Below are 17125 nucleotides of genomic sequence, written 5' to 3' on the forward strand. Positions count from 1 at the left end.
GGCGCTTTGAGCGACGGCAGGGTGGGGAGGCTGAGACCGGGGGGCCTCAGTCTCCTTCACCGGAAGGGGGCGGGCGGTGCGAACCTGCCTGCAGGGGCGGCGGCTGAGTGGCTAAGTGGCTAGTGGCTGGCTACAGCCGCTGAAGGGGTGGACGTCCAGCTGCCCCCCGCAGATGACCGGTTGAGCACGATCCGGGGCCTGTTCAACTCTCACTAGCCACTAGCCACTAGCCACTAGCCACTAGCCACTCAGCCGCCGCCGGGCGGGTTAGCGACCATCGGCTCCGCCGCATCCGCCCGTTCCGCCAGCCAGTCCTCAAGATTGGTCCAGCCGTCGCCGTTGCGGTCGGCGGCGCCGTCAGATGGATCGGCGGAGTTCAGACCGTGCGCGCGTTCCCAGTCGTCCGGCAGGCCGTCGCCGTCCTGGTCCGCCCAGGGTGTGCCGGCCTCGAGTGAGGGCCAGCCGCCGACCTGGGCCTGGCTGTCGATGATGCGGCCGGACCCGTCGCGGACGCCCTGGATGATTCGCAGATCCACTACGTCGCGGGGACCGGCGCCGGCGCGGGCCAGCACGGCCCCGAGCGCGGCCTCGGGCGCCTCGGTCGCGGGCGCGGCCCAGTCGGGACGGGCGGCCAGGCGGTAACCCGGACGGTCGGAGTCCTTCACCAGGCTCCAGGGGTCGGCGGGCGTGACGCCCTCCAGGGCGTTGCCCTCGAACCAGGCGCGGGCGAGCGGGTTGGACTCCTCGAAGGCCCAGCGGCCCCGGGAGTCGGGGCCGGGCCGGTAGGCGTTGCCGATGAAGGCGTAGGCCGCATGGCTGTCGGTGTCGGCGTTGTAGCCTGCGTGTGAGCCGCCCCAGTCGTAGAAGACGTTCGAGCGGAACTCGAAGCGAGGGCCTTCGGGATCGACCGACGGCGGATTGTAGTTTCCCGGCCGGGGCATGCGCGCCCGGTGGGCGGCCCACAGATTGTGGTGGAAGCTCATGCGGGCGCCGTGGCTGCCGCGCACCAGCGAGCCATAGCCGTGGTCGCCCTTGGCGTGGCCGGAGGCGTTGAGCGATTCGGCGAGGACCGACCACTGCACCGTCACGTCGTAGATGCCGCGCTCGGGCGGGTCGTAGCGGCTGCCCACCGAGAGGGTCTCGTCGACCGACCAGGAGGCCGAGACGTGGTCCAGGATGATTCGGCGGCCGCGTTCGATCGAGACGGCGTCGGCCTCGACCCCGCTCTCGTCGCCGAGGCGCGAGCGGATATGGCGGACGATGATGTCATCCGCGGCGATGATCAGCGGCTGGTCGCGCAGGGTGATTCCGCCGCCGGGGGCCGTCTGGCCGGCGAGGGTGAGGCGGCCCTTGCGGACGCGGAGCGGGGAGGCGAGGCGAATCGTCCCGCCGATGTCGAAGACGATGGTCCTCGGGCCGTCGGCCTCAATCGCCGCCCGCAGGCTGCCCGGACCGGCATCCTCGAGATTCGTGACCCGTAGAACCACCCCGGCGCGCCCGCCCAGCGCCAGGCGACCTGCGCCCTCGGCGCCCGGAAAGGCGAGAATTTCCCCTGTCGGGGCCTGTGCGAGGGCTGGGTGTGCTCCAAGCGACACGGCGAGCAGCGTTACTGTAACGCCTGTGACCACTTTGCGACACAACGGCCTTGCGGAGACGCGGATCATCAGTTTAGCCTCGACATTGATACCGGTGTCAGGAGCCATTGGGCACATTGATGACACCGGTGTCAAACGGGATGGCCAACGATGCCGGACCGCAAAAATCGATAGACCGAGGTCACCTCGGCGTCCTGTATGCCCATTGGGAGGAGGCATATGTTGCAAGCCATTCAGCCGGGGATGACCCGCGCCCTTCGCCGTAGCCTGTTCGCGGGAGCGTCCGGCCTGGCCGTCGCCCTGTCGCTGGGGGTCGGCGCCGCCGCCGCCCAGACCGCGCCGCAGACCACGCCGCAGACCTCGCCGGACGAAGTCGACGAAGTCGTCGTCACCGGGTTCCGCGCCAGCCTGAGCGCCGGCCTGGACGCGAAACGCAAGGAAGCCAACGTCGTCGACGTCATCGTCGCCGAGGACATCGCTGACTTCCCCGACCTCAACCTGGCCGAAGCCATCCAGCGCATTCCGGGCGTCGCCATCGACCGCGACGCCGGCGAAGGCCGCTCGATCACGGTGCGCGGCCTGGGCGCCGACTTCACCCGCACCCGCATCAACGGCATGGAAGCGCAGGCCACCGCCGGCGGCACCGATTCCTCGGGCGGAGCCAACCGTGGCCGCGGCTTCGACTTCAACGTCTTCGCCGCCGAGCTCTTCCAGAGCATCACGGTCCGCAAGACGGCCGCCGCAGAGACTGAAGAAGGCTCGCTCGGCGCCACGGTCGACCTGCAGTCGTCGCGTCCGTTCGACTATCGCGGCTTCAACGCCGCGGCCTCGGTTCAGGCCGGCTACAACGACCTGTCCGAGAGCTGGAGCCCGCGCGTCGCCTTCTTGCTGAGCGACACCTTCGGCGAGAACGACCAGTTCGGGGCCCTGGTCTCCGTGGCTTACAGCGAGCGCGACTCGCTGGAGGAAGGCTTCAGCTCGGTGCGCTGGGGACCGGCCGCCGCGCCGGGCACCGGCAACACCGGGGGCTTCTGCTCGCCGGTCGGCTACAGCCCGCAGAACCCGGGCAACAGCGGCTCAACCGGATCCAGCGCCGCCAACTGCGCCACCGGCGTCCCGCGTCCGGCCAACACCGCCGCGAACAACGCCGCCTACGCCCTGGCCAATGATCCGAGCGTCTTCATTCCGCGCCTGCCGCGCTACGGTCGCCTGACCCACGAGCAGGAGCGTCTGGGCGTGACCGGTTCGTTCCAGTGGCGGCCGGCGGAAACCACCCTGCTGACCATGGACGTCCTGTACTCGAAGCTGGACGCCACCCGTCAGGAGGATTTCCTGGAAGCCCTGTCGTTCAGCCGCAACGCCGCGGCCGGCGGCCAGACCCAGATCCACGTGCTGGACGCCGCGGTCGAGAACAACATGCTGGTCTACGGCGTGTTCGACAACGTCGACATCCGCTCGGAAAGCCGCTTCGACGAACTGTCGACCGAATTCCTGCAGGTCAGCTTCACCGCTCAGCACGAGTTCAGCGACCGCCTGCGCGGCAGCTACTATTTCGGTCGGGCGGAATCGAACTTCGACAACCCGGTGCAGACCACGGTCACCCTCGATCGTTCCAACACCGACGGCTATTCGTGGGACTTCCGCGGCAACGCGAACGCTCCGGTCATCGACTACGGCTTCGACGTCACCAACCCGGCCAATTGGGAGTGGCGCCCGTCGACGGCGGCGGTGCCGCGCTCGGAGATCCGCCTGCGCCCGAACGGCGTGGACACGGTCTTCGATTCCGCACAGGCCGACCTCGAGTACGATGCGAACGACTGGCTGACCATCAAGGGCGGCGTCAACTGGAAGACCTACGACTCGACGTCGTTCGACTTCCGCCGCACCGATGAGACCGTGGTTCCGGTCCTGCCGGCGGGGACCACCGTCGCGGACATCTCGAACCTGCTGACCGGCTTCGGTGCAAATCTGACCCCGGGCGGCGTCGACACCTCGTGGCTGCGCCCCGACCTGGGCGCGATTGCGGACCTGTTCGACATCTACTGCAACTGCGACACCGGCGTGCCGGGCGGCGACTTCCGCCTGACCAGCATCACCAACGGCAACGCCCGGGGCGGCAACCGCTCGATCTATGAAGAAGATCTGGCCTTCTATCTGCAGGCCGACTTCAACACCGAGATCGGCTCGATGCCGGTGCGCGGCAACCTGGGCGTCCGTCAGGTCAGCACCCGTCTCGAGGCGGAAGGCTACAGTTCGACCGGCGGCGGCACCCTGGTTCAGGGCGAGAACGAGTACACCGACACCCTGCCGTCGCTGAACGTGACCTTCGAGCCGATGGAGGACCTGCTGGTCCGCTTCGGCGCCGCCAAGGTCATGGCGCGCCCGCAGATCGGCAACACCCTGGCCGGCACCAACTACCTGGTTCCGACCACCTCGCTGGCCGCCTCGGGCCCGAACTTCACGGCCTCGATCGGCAATGTGAAGCTGGAGCCGTTCCGCGCAAATACCTACGACCTGAGCGTCGAGTGGTATTTCGCCGAGGAAAGCCTGCTGTCCTTCGCCTACTTCTACAAGGACATCGACACCTACATTCAGATCCTCCGCCAGGACCTGCCGTACACGGCCCTGACGGCCCTGAATCCCTCGGCCTTCGCGCCGGGCTTCTGCACCGGGGCCTGTTCGCCCACGACCGTCTTCCAGCTGACCGCCGCGGTGAACACCGAAGGCGGCCCGCTGAAGGGCTTCGAGATCAGCTACCAGCAGCCGTTCACCTTCCTGCCGGGCCTGCTGGGCAACACCGGCGTGCAGATGAACTACACCCACGTCGAATCCGAGATCGACTACTGCGCCAACGCCCTGTGCACGGCCTTCCAGACCGCCGACCTGATCAACCTGTCGCCGGAATCCTGGAACGCCACCCTGTACTATGAGGACGAAAAGTTCTCGGCTCGCGTCTCGGCGTCGTCGCGTTCGGACTACACCCAGAACGTCCCGGGCCGGAACGGCAACCAGATCGAGGGCAAGGTCGAGACGTTCAACCTCGACGCCTCGGCCTCGTACCAGCTGACCGACCAGGTCCAGCTGACCTTCGAAGCCATCAACCTGACCGACGAGTTCAACCATCAGATCGTCGGCGACGGCGCTGATCGCGCGAGCACCTCTGTCTACCACCACACCGGCCGCCAGTATTTCTTCGGGGCCCGCTACAGCTTCTGATCACTCCTGAACATGAAGCCTGACTAGGCGCCGTCGACCTTCGGGTCGGCGGCGCCTTCTTTTACGGGGTCGCCTCAGTTCGCGGCGAGATCGGACAGGTCGGCCCAGACGCTCTCGGTCGTCGGAATGCGCCCGGCCCCGCGGCCGCGGGCGGTGAAGACGCGGCCGTCCGCGGTGGTCACGCGCAGCGCGTTCCACTCATCGTCGAGGTCGGCGAACAGACGGTCGCCGTCGACGGCGGCCAGGCGCACGCTGGCGATACCGGAAGCGGCCTCCAGGCGGGCCAGCTGGCGCACGCGGCCCGAGGGGGCCTGGGCGTCCAGCGTATCCCGGCCGATGCCCTCGACCGGCAGGATCAGGCCGGCGCCCTCATGGGCCAGGATCGACAGCTTGGCGGCGGCATCGAGGCCGGTCAGGTCGGCGGACGGATCCTCCTCGGCGAAGCCCGCGACGCGGGCGCCATCCAGCGCCTGGTCGAAGGCGACGCCTTGGGACAGGCGATTGAGGATGAAGTTGCAGGTGCCGTTCAGCACGGCCTCGATGCGGACGACCTCGCCATGGGCGCGGGCGCGGCGGACGGTCTCGATCAGGGGCGCACCGCCGCCGACGCTGGCCGAATAGAGCAGGCGAGCGCCCGAGGCCTCGGCCAGGGCAGAGAGGGCCGGCAGGTCGCCGCCGACGGCCTGCTTGTTGGCGCTGACCACATGGACGCCGCGGGCCAGGGCGGCGCGGATCAGGGCCCGGCCGGTGGAGGCGTCGGAGATGGCCTCGACCAGGACGTCCGGCTCGCGCGCCAGCAGGGCGGCGGGGTCGGACAGCGCCAGGCCGGATGGAATGGCCGTGTCCCGAGGCTTGGCCGGGTCGCGGACCAGGACGCCGATCAGTTCGAAGCGCGCGTCGGCGAGCAGGCGGGCCAGCACGCCGCCGCCGACCACGCCGCAGCCGGCCAGGGCCACGCGCAGGGGGCGGGCAGGGGGGGAGGCGGGACGCGGCGGGGCGGTCTCGGGGCCGGCCACGACGGACACGCCGCCGCTGAGCAGGCCGGCGCCGGGAACGGGCAAGGCGGCGACCACGCCGATGGCGTCGAGCGCCTGGGCCAGGCGGGCGGGGGCGTCGGCCCTGCCGCAGGCGACGGCGACCACGCGGCGGCCGCGGCGGACCTCGCGATAGACGGCCGAGGCGGCCTCGGGCGGGTCGGACAGGTCGAGCTGCAGCAGGGCCACCGGTTCGTCGGTGACGGGGGAGGACGCGTCGTCGGCGGCCGGGATGGCGAGGGAGAGGGAGAGGGCGGTCATGGCGGCGGCGTCCTCAGGCGGCTTCGGCGGCCGGCTGGCTCGCCGCGAGGACGGCGTCGAGCGCCTGGGACAGGTCGGCCAGCAGGTCTTCCGGATGCTCCAGGCCGATCGACAGGCGCAGCAGGCCGTCGGTGATGCCGGCGGTCTCACGCGCCTCCGGCGTCATGGCGGCGTGGGTCATCAGGGTCGGGTGGGCGATCAGGCTTTCGACCCCGCCCAGGGACTCCGCCAGGGTGAAGACCTCCAGCTGGTCGACGAGCGTGCGCACGGCGTCCAGGTCGGCCAGTTCGAAGCTGAGCATGGCGCCGAAGCCCTTTTGCTGGGCCGCGGCGACGGCGTGGCCGGGGTGGCTCTTCAGGCCCGGGTAGTGGACGGCGGCGACGGCGGGGTGGGCTTCCAACCACTCGGCGACGCGGCCGGCGGTCGCCTGCTGCCGCTCGACGCGGGCGAACAGGGTGCGCACGCCGCGCAGGGTCAGATAGGCGTCGAAGGGCGACCCCGTGACGCCCAGGCAGTTGGCCCACCAGGTCAGCTGTTCGAGGTCCGCCGGATCCTTGGCCACGACGCAACCGCCGACGACGTCGGAGTGGCCGTTGATGTATTTGGTGGTCGAGTGGATCACCAGGTCGGCGCCGAGCGCGATCGGGTTCTGCAGGGCCGGCGAGAGGAAGGTGTTGTCCACCGCCGCCTTGCAGCCGACGGCCTTGGCGCGGGCGCACAGCTCGGCCACGTCGACGACGCGCATCAGCGGGTTGGACGGGGTCTCGATCAGGATCAGCTTGGGCTTGCGGGCGAAGGCGGCGTCGAGGGCGGCGGCGTCGTTCTGGTCGACAAAGGCCACCTCGAAATGGCCGCGGCGGGCGCGGGCGCAGAGCAGGCGGTGGGTGCCGCCGTACAGGTCGTGCGGTGCGATCAGGAGGTCGCCGGGCTCGAGCGCGAACAGGGCCAGATCGACTGCGGCCATGCCGGTCGCCGTCACCACGGCGCCGCAGCCGCCTTCCAGCTTGGCGAGGGTTTCACCCAGCACATCGCGGGTCGGATTGCCCGAGCGGGTGTAGTCGTAGCGCCGTTTCCCATCGAGCCCGTCAAAGCTGTAGTTCGACGAGAGGTACAGCGGCGGCATCACCGCACCATGCGCCGGATCGCTGTTCACGCCGTGACGGGCGGCGGTCGTACAGGGGTGGGCTTCGGTGGAACAGGTCATGCGGCGATCTCGCGGGACAGGCAGGGGGTCTGGGAGGGGGAGGAGGCGGCGGCGTAGAGCGGGCTCAGCGCGTCGTGCAGGGCGCGGCCGACGAGCTTGCGTTCCTTGAGGAAGGCGTCGTGGCCGAAGATCGAGGGGGCCTCGACCAGACGGCGGAGGTTAGGGAGGCGGGCGGCCAGGTCGCGGCTGTCCTCGATCGGCACCAGCCGGTCCGAGGTGAAGCCGACGACGGTGACGGGGCAGCGGATCGTCTCCGGCGCGACGGCGTGGCGGTCGAGCGAGTCCGACAGGGTGATCCAGCGGCCGGCCGAGGTGACCTCGGCGTAGTCGGCGCCGCGGGCGATCAGATAGTCGCACACCGGATAGGCGGCCCCGGCTTCGGCGGGCGCCGTCGAGGCGAAGCGCAGGGCGAACTCCTCGCCGGTCCGGTAGGTGGTCATGGCCAGTTCGCGGGCCAGGGCGACGCCCTCGGCCTCGCGGCCGCAGTCGCGGGCGAAGGCGAGCAGGCGACGCTGCACGCCGCGCCAGGCGGTGGCGGCCGGGTGGGTGCGGTGTGCGGCCGAGATCACCACGAGTTCGCCGACGCGCAGCGGATGGCTGGCGGCCAGGGCCAGGCCGATGCAGCCGCCGTAGGAGGCGCCGACGAACAGGTCGACGCAGGGCTCGTTGACGCCATTGAGCAGGACAGCCAGCAGTCGGGCTTGATCGACGGTGGTGATGGTGAGGCCGTCCTCGTCGCGGCCGGGGGCGAGGTCGAAGGCCAGGACGCGGACGCGGTCGACGTCGATCGGGCCACCCTTGCGCACGGCCCAGGACCACCAGCGGGCGGCGAAGCGGCCGCTGGAGATGCCGCCGGCGACGACGACGAGCGGGCCGGTTTCGGGGCCGTGGAGGCGACCGACAACCTCGGTGGCGGCGAGGATCTGACCCGACTCCAGGCGGAAGCCATCCGGAATCGCCGCGCGGACGTCTCGTCCGGGGGCTTCGTCGATCGGCCAGTCAGAGGACGCCACGGTCCGCTCCAAACTCGATCACCGAGTCCGGGCGGGGCGGCCAACTAATGCGGAGACAGACCCGTGAACCGATCAGGGCCCGGGACGCATCCGGGCCGTCGCTTCACTCATCTCTCGCGGCTTCCGGGGAAACCTCGCAGGAGTTGGCACCATCTCCGCGGATCGGGTGGATCCTCGGAAGGTTGCCCCGGCGTCAAAGGGCCTATCCCTCAGCCGGTCTTGATGAGTGCCCTTAGGCTGCACAAGCCGGGGCCGCGCGTCAATCCCTGTGTGCGTTGCAAAATTTCATGCACGGGAACGGAGAAATTTCCGTCCAAGCGCTACGTTAATGATTGGTTCTTTCATGCGCTAACCAGAAAGCTCATCAGAAGAAATTGCTGAAACATATCCGCCGTCGAGTCTGCACTGGAAGGATCGTGTCGAAAAGCGGGCGAGGCCTCTTGCGCTCTTCGCAGATGCGGTAAACAGTTCGCACATGCGAGATCGCATTTGAGGGGATCGAGGATGACACGACTTCGTAGCGGCCTTTCACTGGCCACAGCCCTAGTAACCTGTACCGCCGCCTCGGCGGCTTTCGCAGCCCCGGCGACCGCCGAGGCCGCCACCGCGCCGGCGCTGCTGGCGCACCAGGTCGCCCTGGCTCTCGACGGCGCCGCCTCGAGCTGGATCCTGACCTCGACGGCCCTCGTCCTGCTGATGACCCTGCCCGGCCTGGCCCTGTTCTACGGCGGCATGGTGCGGCGCAAGAACGTCATTGCCACCATCACCCAATCCCTGGGCGTGGCCGCGGTGGTGACCCTGGCCTGGTTCATCGCCGGCTACACCCTGTCCTTCGGCATCGCCCAGCCGCTCGCCGGCTACTCCGGCGACCAGCTCCAGCCCTACATCGGCAGCCTTGAGTCCCTGTTCCTGAACGGGGTGACGCCGACGACGGCGCACAGCCTGACGCCGGGCCTGCCGGAGTATCTCTGGATCGCCTACCAGCTGACCTTCGCGATCATTACTCCGGCCCTGATCGCCGGCGCCTTCGCCGAGCGGATCAAATACACCGGCCTGCTGCTGTTCACCGGCCTGTGGACCCTGCTGGTCTACGCCCCGATCTGTCACTGGGTGTGGGGCGGCGGCTTCCTCGGTTCGGCGGGCGTGCTGGACTTCGCCGGCGGCGCGGTGGTGCACGTCAACGCCGGCGTGGCCGGTCTGGTCTGCGCCATCTTCCTCGGCGCCCGGAAGGGCTACGGCAAGGAAAGCATCGTCGCCCACAACCCGGTCCTGACCATGATCGGCGCCTGCCTGCTGCTGGTCGGCTGGATCGGCTTCAACGCCGGCTCGGCCTGGACGCCCGACTCGATCGCCTCGGTGGCCCTGCTCAACACCATCCTGGCCGCCATGGCCGGTTCGCTGACCTGGAAGATCGTCGAGGTCATGGAGAAGCGGAAGCCGTCGCTGATCGGCGCCCTGTCCGGCCTGATCGCCGGCCTGGTGGCCATCACCCCGGCCGCCGGCCTGGTCGATCCGAAGGGCGCGGTCATCATAGGCCTGGCCTCGGGACCGGTCTGCTACGCCGCCTCGGTGTGGATCAAGAAGCTGCTCCGCTATGACGACAGCCTGGACGCCTTCGGCATCCACGGCGCGGGCGGCATCCTTGGGGCCCTGCTGACCGGGGTCTTCGCCAGCGCCGCCGTCAACGGGGTCGCCGAGGGCGCGACCCTCGCCAAACAGGCCTGGGGTCTGGGCGTCACCATCGGCTGGAGCGCCGTGGCGACCTTCGTGATCCTGATCATCTGCAAGTTCACCACCGGCCTGCGCGTCAGCGCCGAGGCCGAGGCGGAAGGCCTGGACGAGCACCTGCACGGCGAGGTCCTCGACCCGGCGTGACCCATCCCGGTCCGGCTCGCGCCGTTCGCGGCGGGAGGGGAGACCGGACCGGTTACGACCCGGCGGCGCGGAGCCTCCCCTTCGCGCCGCCGGACAGTAGAGCGTGCGTCTCAAGAAACCATCGAGAACAAGGGGATACGATGATGAGAACCGCCTTCCTCAGCGCGGCCGCCCTGGCTGCTGCGCTCATGGCCGCCCCGGCGGCGTCCGCCCAGGAGGTCGACGTGGCCTTTAATGCCGGCGTCGTCAGCGACTACGTCTTCCGAGGCTTCAGCCAGTCGAACGAAGACTCCGCCGTCCAGGGCGGGGTCGATGTGACCGCCGGCTCCTTCTACGCCGGCGCCTGGGCCTCCGAGGTCGACTTCGGCGACACCACCGACTTCGAGGTCGACCTGTACGGCGGCTATCGCACCGAGGCCGCGGGCGTGGCCCTCGACTTCGGCGTGGTCGCCTATCTCTACACCGACACCCCGGACGACACCGACTACGACTACGTCGAGCTGAAGGCCGGGGCCTCGCGCGCCTTCGGGCCGGTCACCGTCGGCGGCGTCGTCTACTGGTCGCCGGACTTCTTCGGGGTGGACGAGGAGACGACCTATGTCGAGGGCAGCCTCGCCTTCGTCCCGGCCGAGAAATGGACCCTGTCGGGCGCGCTCGGCTACCAGTCGCTGGACGTCAGCGACGATTACACGACCTGGAACGCCGGGGTGGGCTACGCCCTGGCCGAGAACCTGCTCTTCGACGTCCGCTACTATGACACCGACGTCGATGTTCCGATCGCCGAGGACCGGGTGGTCGCCGGGGTCAAGATTCTCTTCTAGATCGTCTCGCGTTCGGCCGGCGAGATCGTGCCCTAGGGTGAGGTCTCGCCGGTTCGATTTTGCGCGAAAGAACTTGTGATGTGCATCTGAAGCACGGAACTTGCTTGCTCTATGTGCGGCGCCGTAGGACATTGGTGCACTTGCGAAGAGGGCTTCCGTGGCGTCCGCGAACCAGAAATTCGTCATCACCCCGCGCTCCGGGCCGGCCAAGGTCCCGGCGTCTGATCGCGTGCAGGGGTTCGGCGAGATCTACGCGGATTTCGCCCCGCCCGCCGGGACGGCCCAGTCCAGCCGCTGCGCCCAGTGCGGCGTGCCCTTTTGCCAGACCGGCTGCCCGCTCGAGAACAACATCCCTGACTGGCTGAAGCTGGCCTCGGAAGGCCGCTACGAAGAGGCGTGGCGCCAGTCCGAGGCGACCTCGACCCTGCCCGAGATCTGCGGCCGCATCTGCCCGCAGGATCGCCTGTGCGAGGGCGCCTGCACGCTCGAGCAGTCCGGCTGGGAGACGGTGACCATCGGCTCGGTCGAGCGCTGGCTCGGCGACATGGCCTTCGAAAACGGCTGGGTCGCGCCGATCCGGCCGCGCGCCGAACGCGGCCAGTCGGTCGGCATCGTCGGCGCCGGACCGGCCGGGATGGCCGCGGCCGACCGGCTGCGCTCGGCCGGCTATGCGGTGACGATCTACGACCGCCACGACCGCGCCGGCGGCCTGCTGACCTATGGCATCCCCGGCTTCAAGCTCGAGAAACACGTCGTTTCGCGCCGCCTCGATCGCCTGGCCGAGGGCGGGGTCGACTTCCGCCTGGGCGTGGATGTGGGGGGCGACCTGCCGTTCGCCGAGGTGCGTGCGGCGCATGACGCCGTGCTGGTCGCGACCGGCGTCTACCAGGCGCGCCGCCTGACCGCCCCGGGCTGTGGCTCGGAGGGCGTGGTGGCCGCGCTCGACTATCTGATCGCATCGAACCGCAAGGGCTTCGGCGACGCCGTGCCGGCCTATGACGGCGGGACGTTGAACGCGGACGGCAAGCGGGTGGTGGTCATCGGCGGCGGTGACACCGCCATGGACTGCGTCCGCACCGCCGTGCGCCAGGGTGCGACCTCGGTCACCTGTCTGTACCGCCGCGACCGGGACAACATGCCCGGCAGCGCCCGAGAGGTGGCCAACGCCGAGGAGGAGGGCGTGGTCTTCGAATGGCTGGCGGCGCCGCGGGCGGTGCTGGGCGAGGCCGGCCGCGCCACCGGCGTGCGCGCCCAACGCATGGCCCTGGCGGCCCAATCCGCGGACGGCCGCTGGTCGGTCGAGCCGGTCGCGGGCGGCGAGTTCGATCTGCCCGCCGACCTGGTCATCGAGGCGCTCGGCTTCGAGCCCGAGGACATGCCCGGCCGCTTCGCCGAAACCGACCTGGCCCTGACCGAGTGGCGCACCATCCGCACCGCTGGGCGCACCAAGGCGACGACGCTGGAGGGCGTGTTCGCCGCCGGCGACATCGTGCGCGGCGCCTCCCTGGTGGTCTGGGCCGTGCGCGACGGCCAGGACGCCGCTTCTGAAATCGACGCCTGGCTGTCCAGCCGCGCAAGAGCCGCCGCATGACCTTCGATCCTGCCCAGTACGAACGCGACCGCCAGCGGCTGATCGACGCCCACGCTTATGACCCCGCCTCGGAGCGCGACGCCTGCGGCGTCGGCCTGGTCGCGGCCATCGACGGTCAGCCGCGCCGCGAGGTGGTCGAGCTGGCGCTCAAGGCCCTGAAGGCGGTCTGGCACCGCGGGGCGGTCGACGCCGACGGCAAGTCCGGCGACGGGGCCGGCATCCTGATCGGCCTGCCGCGCGCCTTCTTCGAGGAGCAGGTCCGCGACGCCGGCCACACGCCGCGCCCGGGGCCTATCGCCGTGGGCATGGTCTTCCTGCCGCGCGTCGACCTGGGCGCCCAGGAACGGGCCCGGACCATCGTCGAGCGCGAGGTCATGGCGGCCGGCTTCTACCTGTACGGCTGGCGCCAGGTGCCCCACCGCGCCGAAGTGCTGGGCGAACGCGCCGCGGCCACCCGTCCGGAGATCGAGCAGATCATGCTCAGCGCGCCCGACGGCCTTGAGGGCGAGGACCTGGAGCGGGCCCTGTACCTGCTGCGCCGCCGGATCGAGGCGCGCGCCACGGCGGCGGGGCTGCAGCATTTCTACGTCTGCTCGCTGTCGGCGCGGTCGGTGATCTACAAGGGGATGATGCTGGCCGAGGCGCTGGCGGACTTCTATCCGGACCTCGGCGACCCGCGCGTCGAGGCCAATGTGGCTCTGTTCCACCAGCGCTATTCGACCAACACCTTCCCGGAGTGGCGGCTGGCGCAGCCGTTCCGGATGCTGGCCCACAACGGCGAGATCAACACCCTGCGCGGCAACGCCGGCTGGATGCGCAGCCACGAGATCCGCATGACCGCCGAGGCCTTCGGGGCCGATGACGCGACGGTCAAGCCGGTGATCCAGGCGGGCGGCTCGGACTCCGCGGCGCTGGACAACGTCTTCGAGGTGCTGGTCCGCGCCGGGCGCCCGGCGCCGATGGTCAAGGCCCTGCTGATCCCGGAAGCGCCGATCGAGGGCGTCATCTCGGACGACCACCGGGCGCTCTACGCCTACTGCAACGCGGTGATGGAGCCGTGGGACGGCCCGGCCGCGGTCTGCGCCACCGACGGCCGCTGGGTGGTGGCCGGCAAGGACCGCAACGGCCTGCGCCCCCTGCGCGCCATGGAGACCACCGACGGCCTGCTGATCTGCGGCTCGGAAGCGGGCATGACAGGGGTGCCGGACGAGCGCATTGCGCGCCGGCTGCACATCGGCGGCGGGCGGATGATCTCGGTCGATCTGGAGGCGGGCCGGCTCTACGACGAGGCCGAGACCATCGACCGGCTGGCGGCCGAGAACCCCTATCGCGCCTGGCTGTCGAACATCGTCGAGCTGGAGCCGCAGATCGGCCCCGGGCCCGAGCCGCGCAAGATCTCGGGCGAGGCCCTGACCCGCTTCCAGGCGGCGGTCGGCTGGACCCAGGAGGACATCGACGCCCTGCTCGATCCGATGGCCGCCGAGGGCAAGGAGGCCGTGGCCTCGATGGGCGACGACGCCCCGCCGGCGGTGCTGTCCGACCAGGCGCGGCCCTTCGCCCACTATTTCCGCCAAGCCTTCGCCCAGGTCACCAACCCGCCGATCGACCCCCTGCGCGAAGCCGGGGCGATGAGCCTGCGGACCCGGTTCAAGAACCTCGGCAACATCCTGGCCCAGGACGAGACCCAGACGCAGGTCTTCGTGCTGAACAGCCCGGTGCTGACCACGGGGATGTACGAGCGGATGCTCGACGTCGTCGGGGCCGGGGCGACCACGGTCATCGACTGCACCTTCTCCGCGCCGGCCGAGGGGGCCAAGGCGGGCGAGGCGCTGAAGGCGGCGCTGGACCGCGTCCGCGACGAGGCGGTGGCGGCCGCCAAGGGCGGGGCCGGGCTGATCGTCCTGACCGACGAGCGCGCCGGCGAGGGCCGGCCGCTGGTCCCGATGATCCTGGCCACGGCGGCGGTGCACGGCCGACTGGTCGACGCCGGCCTGCGCACCTACTGCTCGCTGGTGGTGCGGTCGGCCGAGGCCATCGACGCCCACGCCTTCGCGGTGCTGGTCGGCTGCGGGGCCACGGCGGTCAATGCCTGGCTGGCGCAGGAGAGCTTCCTCGAGCGGCTGGAGGGCGGGCGCTATCCCGGCCTGACGCTGCGCGACGCCTGCCTCAACCACAAGGCGGCGGTCGAGGCGGGGCTGATGAAGATCCTGGCCAAGAAGGGCATCTCGGTCATCTCGGCCTATCGCGGGGCCTGCGAGTTCGAGGCGCTGGGCCTGAGCCGGGCCCTGGTGGCCGAGTTCTTCCCCGGCATGACCTCGCGCATCTCGGGCGTCGGCCTGGCCGGCATCGAGGCGCAGGTGACGGCGCGGGCCGAGCGCGGCTTCGCCACGCCGCGGCCGGGACTGCGCATCGGCGGGGCGCACCGCATCCGAGCGGGGGAGGAGACCCACGCCTGGGACGCGGAGATGATCCACCGCATCCAGGACGCCACGACCCGCGGCGACTACAAGCGGTTCAAGGCCTACAGCCGCCGGGCGCGCGAGCTGCCGGCCATCTCGCTGCGCGACCTGCTGGACTTCCGCGAGGCGGCGCCGGTCGAGATCGAGACGGTCGAGAGCGTCAACGAGATCCGCAAGCGCTTCGTCACCCCCGGCATGTCGCTGGGCGCCCTGTCGCCCGAGGCGCACGAGACGCTGAACATCGCCATGAACCGCATCGGGGCCCGTTCGGTCTCGGGCGAGGGCGGCGAGGATCCCGAGCGCTATCACCCGCGTCCGAACGGCGACAATCCGAACTCGGCGGTCAAGCAGATCGCCTCGGGCCGTTTCGGCGTCACGGCAGAATACCTGAACCAGTGCCGCGAGATCGAGATCAAGGTGGCCCAGGGCGCCAAGCCCGGCGAGGGCGGCCAGCTGCCCGGCTTCAAGGTCACCGAGTTCATCGCCCGCATGCGCCACTCGACGCCGGGCGTCGGACTGATCAGCCCGCCGCCGCACCACGACATCTATTCGATCGAGGACCTGGCCCAGCTCATCTACGACCTGAAGCAGATCAACCCGGTCGCCCAGGTGACGGTCAAGCTGGTGGCGTCGTCGGGCATCGGCGCGGTGGCCGCGGGCGTGGCCAAGGCCAAGGCGGACGTGATCCTGGTCGCGGGCCATAACGGAGGCACGGGGGCCTCGGCCCTGGCCAGCATCAAGCACGCCGGCATGCCGTGGGAGCTGGGCCTGTCGGAGGCCCACCAGGTGCTCAGCCTGAACGGCCTGCGCGGCCATGTGCGGCTGCGCACCGACGGCGGCATCCGCACCGGGCGGGACGTGGTCATCGCCGCCATGCTGGGGGCCGAGGAGTTCGGCATCGGCACCGCCAGCCTGATCGCGGTCGGCTGCCTGATGGTCCGCCAGTGCCATTCCAACACCTGCCCGGTCGGCGTCTGCGTCCAGGACGAGCGGCTGCGCGCCATGTTCACCGGCACGCCGGAGAAGGTGGTCAACCTGTTCAGCTTCATCGCCGAGGAGACGCGCGAGGTGCTGGCCTCCCTCGGGCTGCGCTCGCTCGACGAGGCGGTGGGCCGCACCGACCTGCTGCGCCAGGTGTCGCGCGGCGGAGCCCAGCTGGACGACCTCGACCTGAACCCGCTGCTGGTCCGTGTCGGCGAGGGCGATCACCGGCGTCCGGCCGACGCGCCGCGCAATCCCGTCCCGGACGCGCTGGACGCCCAGATCGTCCGGGACGCCGCCCCCTTCCTGGAGCGGCGCGAGAAGATGCAGCTGACCTATGCGGTCGCCAACACCCAGCGGACCATCGGCACGCGGCTGTCGTCGCACATCGTGCGGACGTACGGCTCCGACCTGCCGGACGGCCACCTGACCCTGAACCTGCGCGGCGCCGCGGGCCAGTCGCTGGCGGCCTGGGGCATGAAGGGGCTGCGCATCGAGCTGGACGGCGAGGCTAACGACTATGTCGGCAAGGGCCTGTCGGGGGCCGAGATCGTGGTCCGTCCGCCGTCGTGGCAGGCCGGGGCGGCGGTGATCGGCAACACCTGCCTGTACGGCGCGACCAGCGGCAAGCTGTTCGCCGCCGGCGCGGCGGGCGAGCGGTTCGCGGTGCGCAACTCGGGCGCCACGGCGGTGGTCGAGGGCGTCGGCGCCCATGGCTGCGAATACATGACCGGAGGCGCGGTGGTGGTGCTGGGGACGACGGGCTGGAATTTCGGCGCCGGCATGAGCGGCGGCGAGGCCTTCATCCACGATCCGGAGGCCACGGCCCATTTGCGCATGAACAGCGCCTCGGTGCTGGCCGGCGCGGTCATGGGCGAGGCGGCCCAGCGGCTGTTCGACCTGGTCAGCCGCCATGCGCGCGAGACGGGCTCGCCGCTGGCGCGCCGCCTGCTGGAGACCTGGCCGGTGGCGGTGACACACTTCCGGCACGTGCTGCCGCGCGAAGAGGCGGCGTCGGTGAGCGCGAAGAGGGCGTAGTTCGTCTTCCTTCTCCCGATGGGAGAAGGTGGCCTGA

9 protein-coding genes and 1 riboswitch are annotated in these 17125 nt (G+C 70.4%); of the genes, 5 read left to right on the plus strand and 4 right to left on the minus strand.

Annotated elements, in window-relative coordinates:
• Nucleotides 1-248 precede the first annotated feature (248 nt).
• Complete coding sequence (locus tag ASC65_RS06885; protein WP_235561424.1) at nucleotides 249-1595, minus strand: pectate lyase family protein; 1347 nt, start codon at nucleotides 1593-1595, stop codon at nucleotides 249-251.
• A 219-nt stretch (nucleotides 1596-1814) separates the two neighbouring features.
• Here ASC65_RS06885 and ASC65_RS06890 point away from each other — a divergent pair, with 219 nt between their 5' ends.
• Nucleotides 1815-4811: a TonB-dependent receptor gene (locus tag ASC65_RS06890; RefSeq protein WP_162245661.1), complete on the plus strand. Its 2997-nt coding sequence runs from the start codon at nucleotides 1815-1817 to the stop codon at nucleotides 4809-4811.
• Between the two features lie 74 nt (nucleotides 4812-4885).
• On the opposite strand, the gene ASC65_RS06895 is transcribed toward ASC65_RS06890, so the two are convergent.
• From ASC65_RS06895 to metX, 3 genes are read right to left on the minus strand one after another with little or no spacing between them, the layout of a single operon-like run.
• On the minus strand, nucleotides 4886-6106 hold the full coding sequence (locus tag ASC65_RS06895; RefSeq protein ID WP_056450956.1) for a homoserine dehydrogenase: 1221 nt from the start codon (nucleotides 6104-6106) through the stop codon (nucleotides 4886-4888).
• Between the two features lie 13 nt (nucleotides 6107-6119).
• Nucleotides 6120-7310, minus strand: a complete 1191-nt coding sequence (metB, locus tag ASC65_RS06900; protein ID WP_056450959.1) for a cystathionine gamma-synthase — start codon at nucleotides 7308-7310, stop codon at nucleotides 6120-6122.
• Nucleotides 7307-8323 carry a homoserine O-succinyltransferase MetX gene (gene metX, locus ASC65_RS06905; protein WP_200939803.1) on the minus strand — a complete coding sequence of 339 codons (1017 nt, stop codon included), beginning with the start codon at nucleotides 8321-8323 and terminating at the stop codon, nucleotides 7307-7309. The genes metB and metX overlap by 4 nt, the downstream gene beginning before the upstream one ends.
• Nucleotides 8324-8427: 104 nt before the next feature.
• Nucleotides 8428-8552, minus strand: a riboswitch (SAM riboswitch).
• Between the two features lie 275 nt (nucleotides 8553-8827).
• On the opposite strand from metX, the gene ASC65_RS06910 reads away from it, so the two are divergent.
• From ASC65_RS06910 to gltB, 4 genes are all read left to right on the plus strand, one after another.
• A complete protein-coding gene (locus ASC65_RS06910; RefSeq protein ID WP_056450961.1) occupies nucleotides 8828-10198 on the plus strand; it encodes an ammonium transporter in 1371 nt (456 codons plus the stop codon).
• A gap of 140 nt (nucleotides 10199-10338) precedes the next feature.
• Nucleotides 10339-11019: a TorF family putative porin gene (locus tag ASC65_RS06915; RefSeq protein ID WP_200939804.1), complete on the plus strand. Its 681-nt coding sequence runs from the start codon at nucleotides 10339-10341 to the stop codon at nucleotides 11017-11019.
• Between the two features lie 157 nt (nucleotides 11020-11176).
• Nucleotides 11177-12610 (plus strand): NAD(P)-dependent oxidoreductase, encoded by a 1434-nt coding sequence (locus ASC65_RS06920; RefSeq protein ID WP_056450963.1) that lies wholly within the window; start codon nucleotides 11177-11179, stop codon nucleotides 12608-12610.
• Nucleotides 12607-17088 (plus strand): glutamate synthase large subunit, encoded by a 4482-nt coding sequence (gene gltB, locus ASC65_RS06925; RefSeq protein ID WP_056450967.1) that lies wholly within the window; start codon nucleotides 12607-12609, stop codon nucleotides 17086-17088. Before ASC65_RS06920 ends, gltB begins: the two co-directional genes overlap by 4 nt.
• The last annotated feature ends 37 nt before the right edge of the window (nucleotides 17089-17125 follow it).

The sequence above is a fragment of the Brevundimonas sp. Root1279 genome (assembly GCF_001425945.1).
In the GTDB taxonomy this organism is placed as follows: domain Bacteria; phylum Pseudomonadota; class Alphaproteobacteria; order Caulobacterales; family Caulobacteraceae; genus Brevundimonas.

Excerpts from the sequence above, each read along its gene's own strand:
- ASC65_RS06890 (WP_162245661.1), top strand. The coding sequence starts at position 1,815 with ATGTTGCAAGCCATTCAGCCGGGGATGACCCGCGCCCTTCGCCGTAGC.
- ASC65_RS06895 (WP_056450956.1), bottom strand. The coding sequence starts at position 6,106 with ATGACCGCCCTCTCCCTCTCCCTCGCCATCCCGGCCGCCGACGACGCG.
- metB (WP_056450959.1), bottom strand. The coding sequence starts at position 7,310 with ATGACCTGTTCCACCGAAGCCCACCCCTGTACGACCGCCGCCCGTCAC.
- ASC65_RS06910 (WP_056450961.1), top strand. The coding sequence starts at position 8,828 with ATGACACGACTTCGTAGCGGCCTTTCACTGGCCACAGCCCTAGTAACC.
- ASC65_RS06915 (WP_200939804.1), top strand. The coding sequence starts at position 10,339 with ATGATGAGAACCGCCTTCCTCAGCGCGGCCGCCCTGGCTGCTGCGCTC.
- gltB (WP_056450967.1), top strand. The coding sequence starts at position 12,607 with ATGACCTTCGATCCTGCCCAGTACGAACGCGACCGCCAGCGGCTGATC.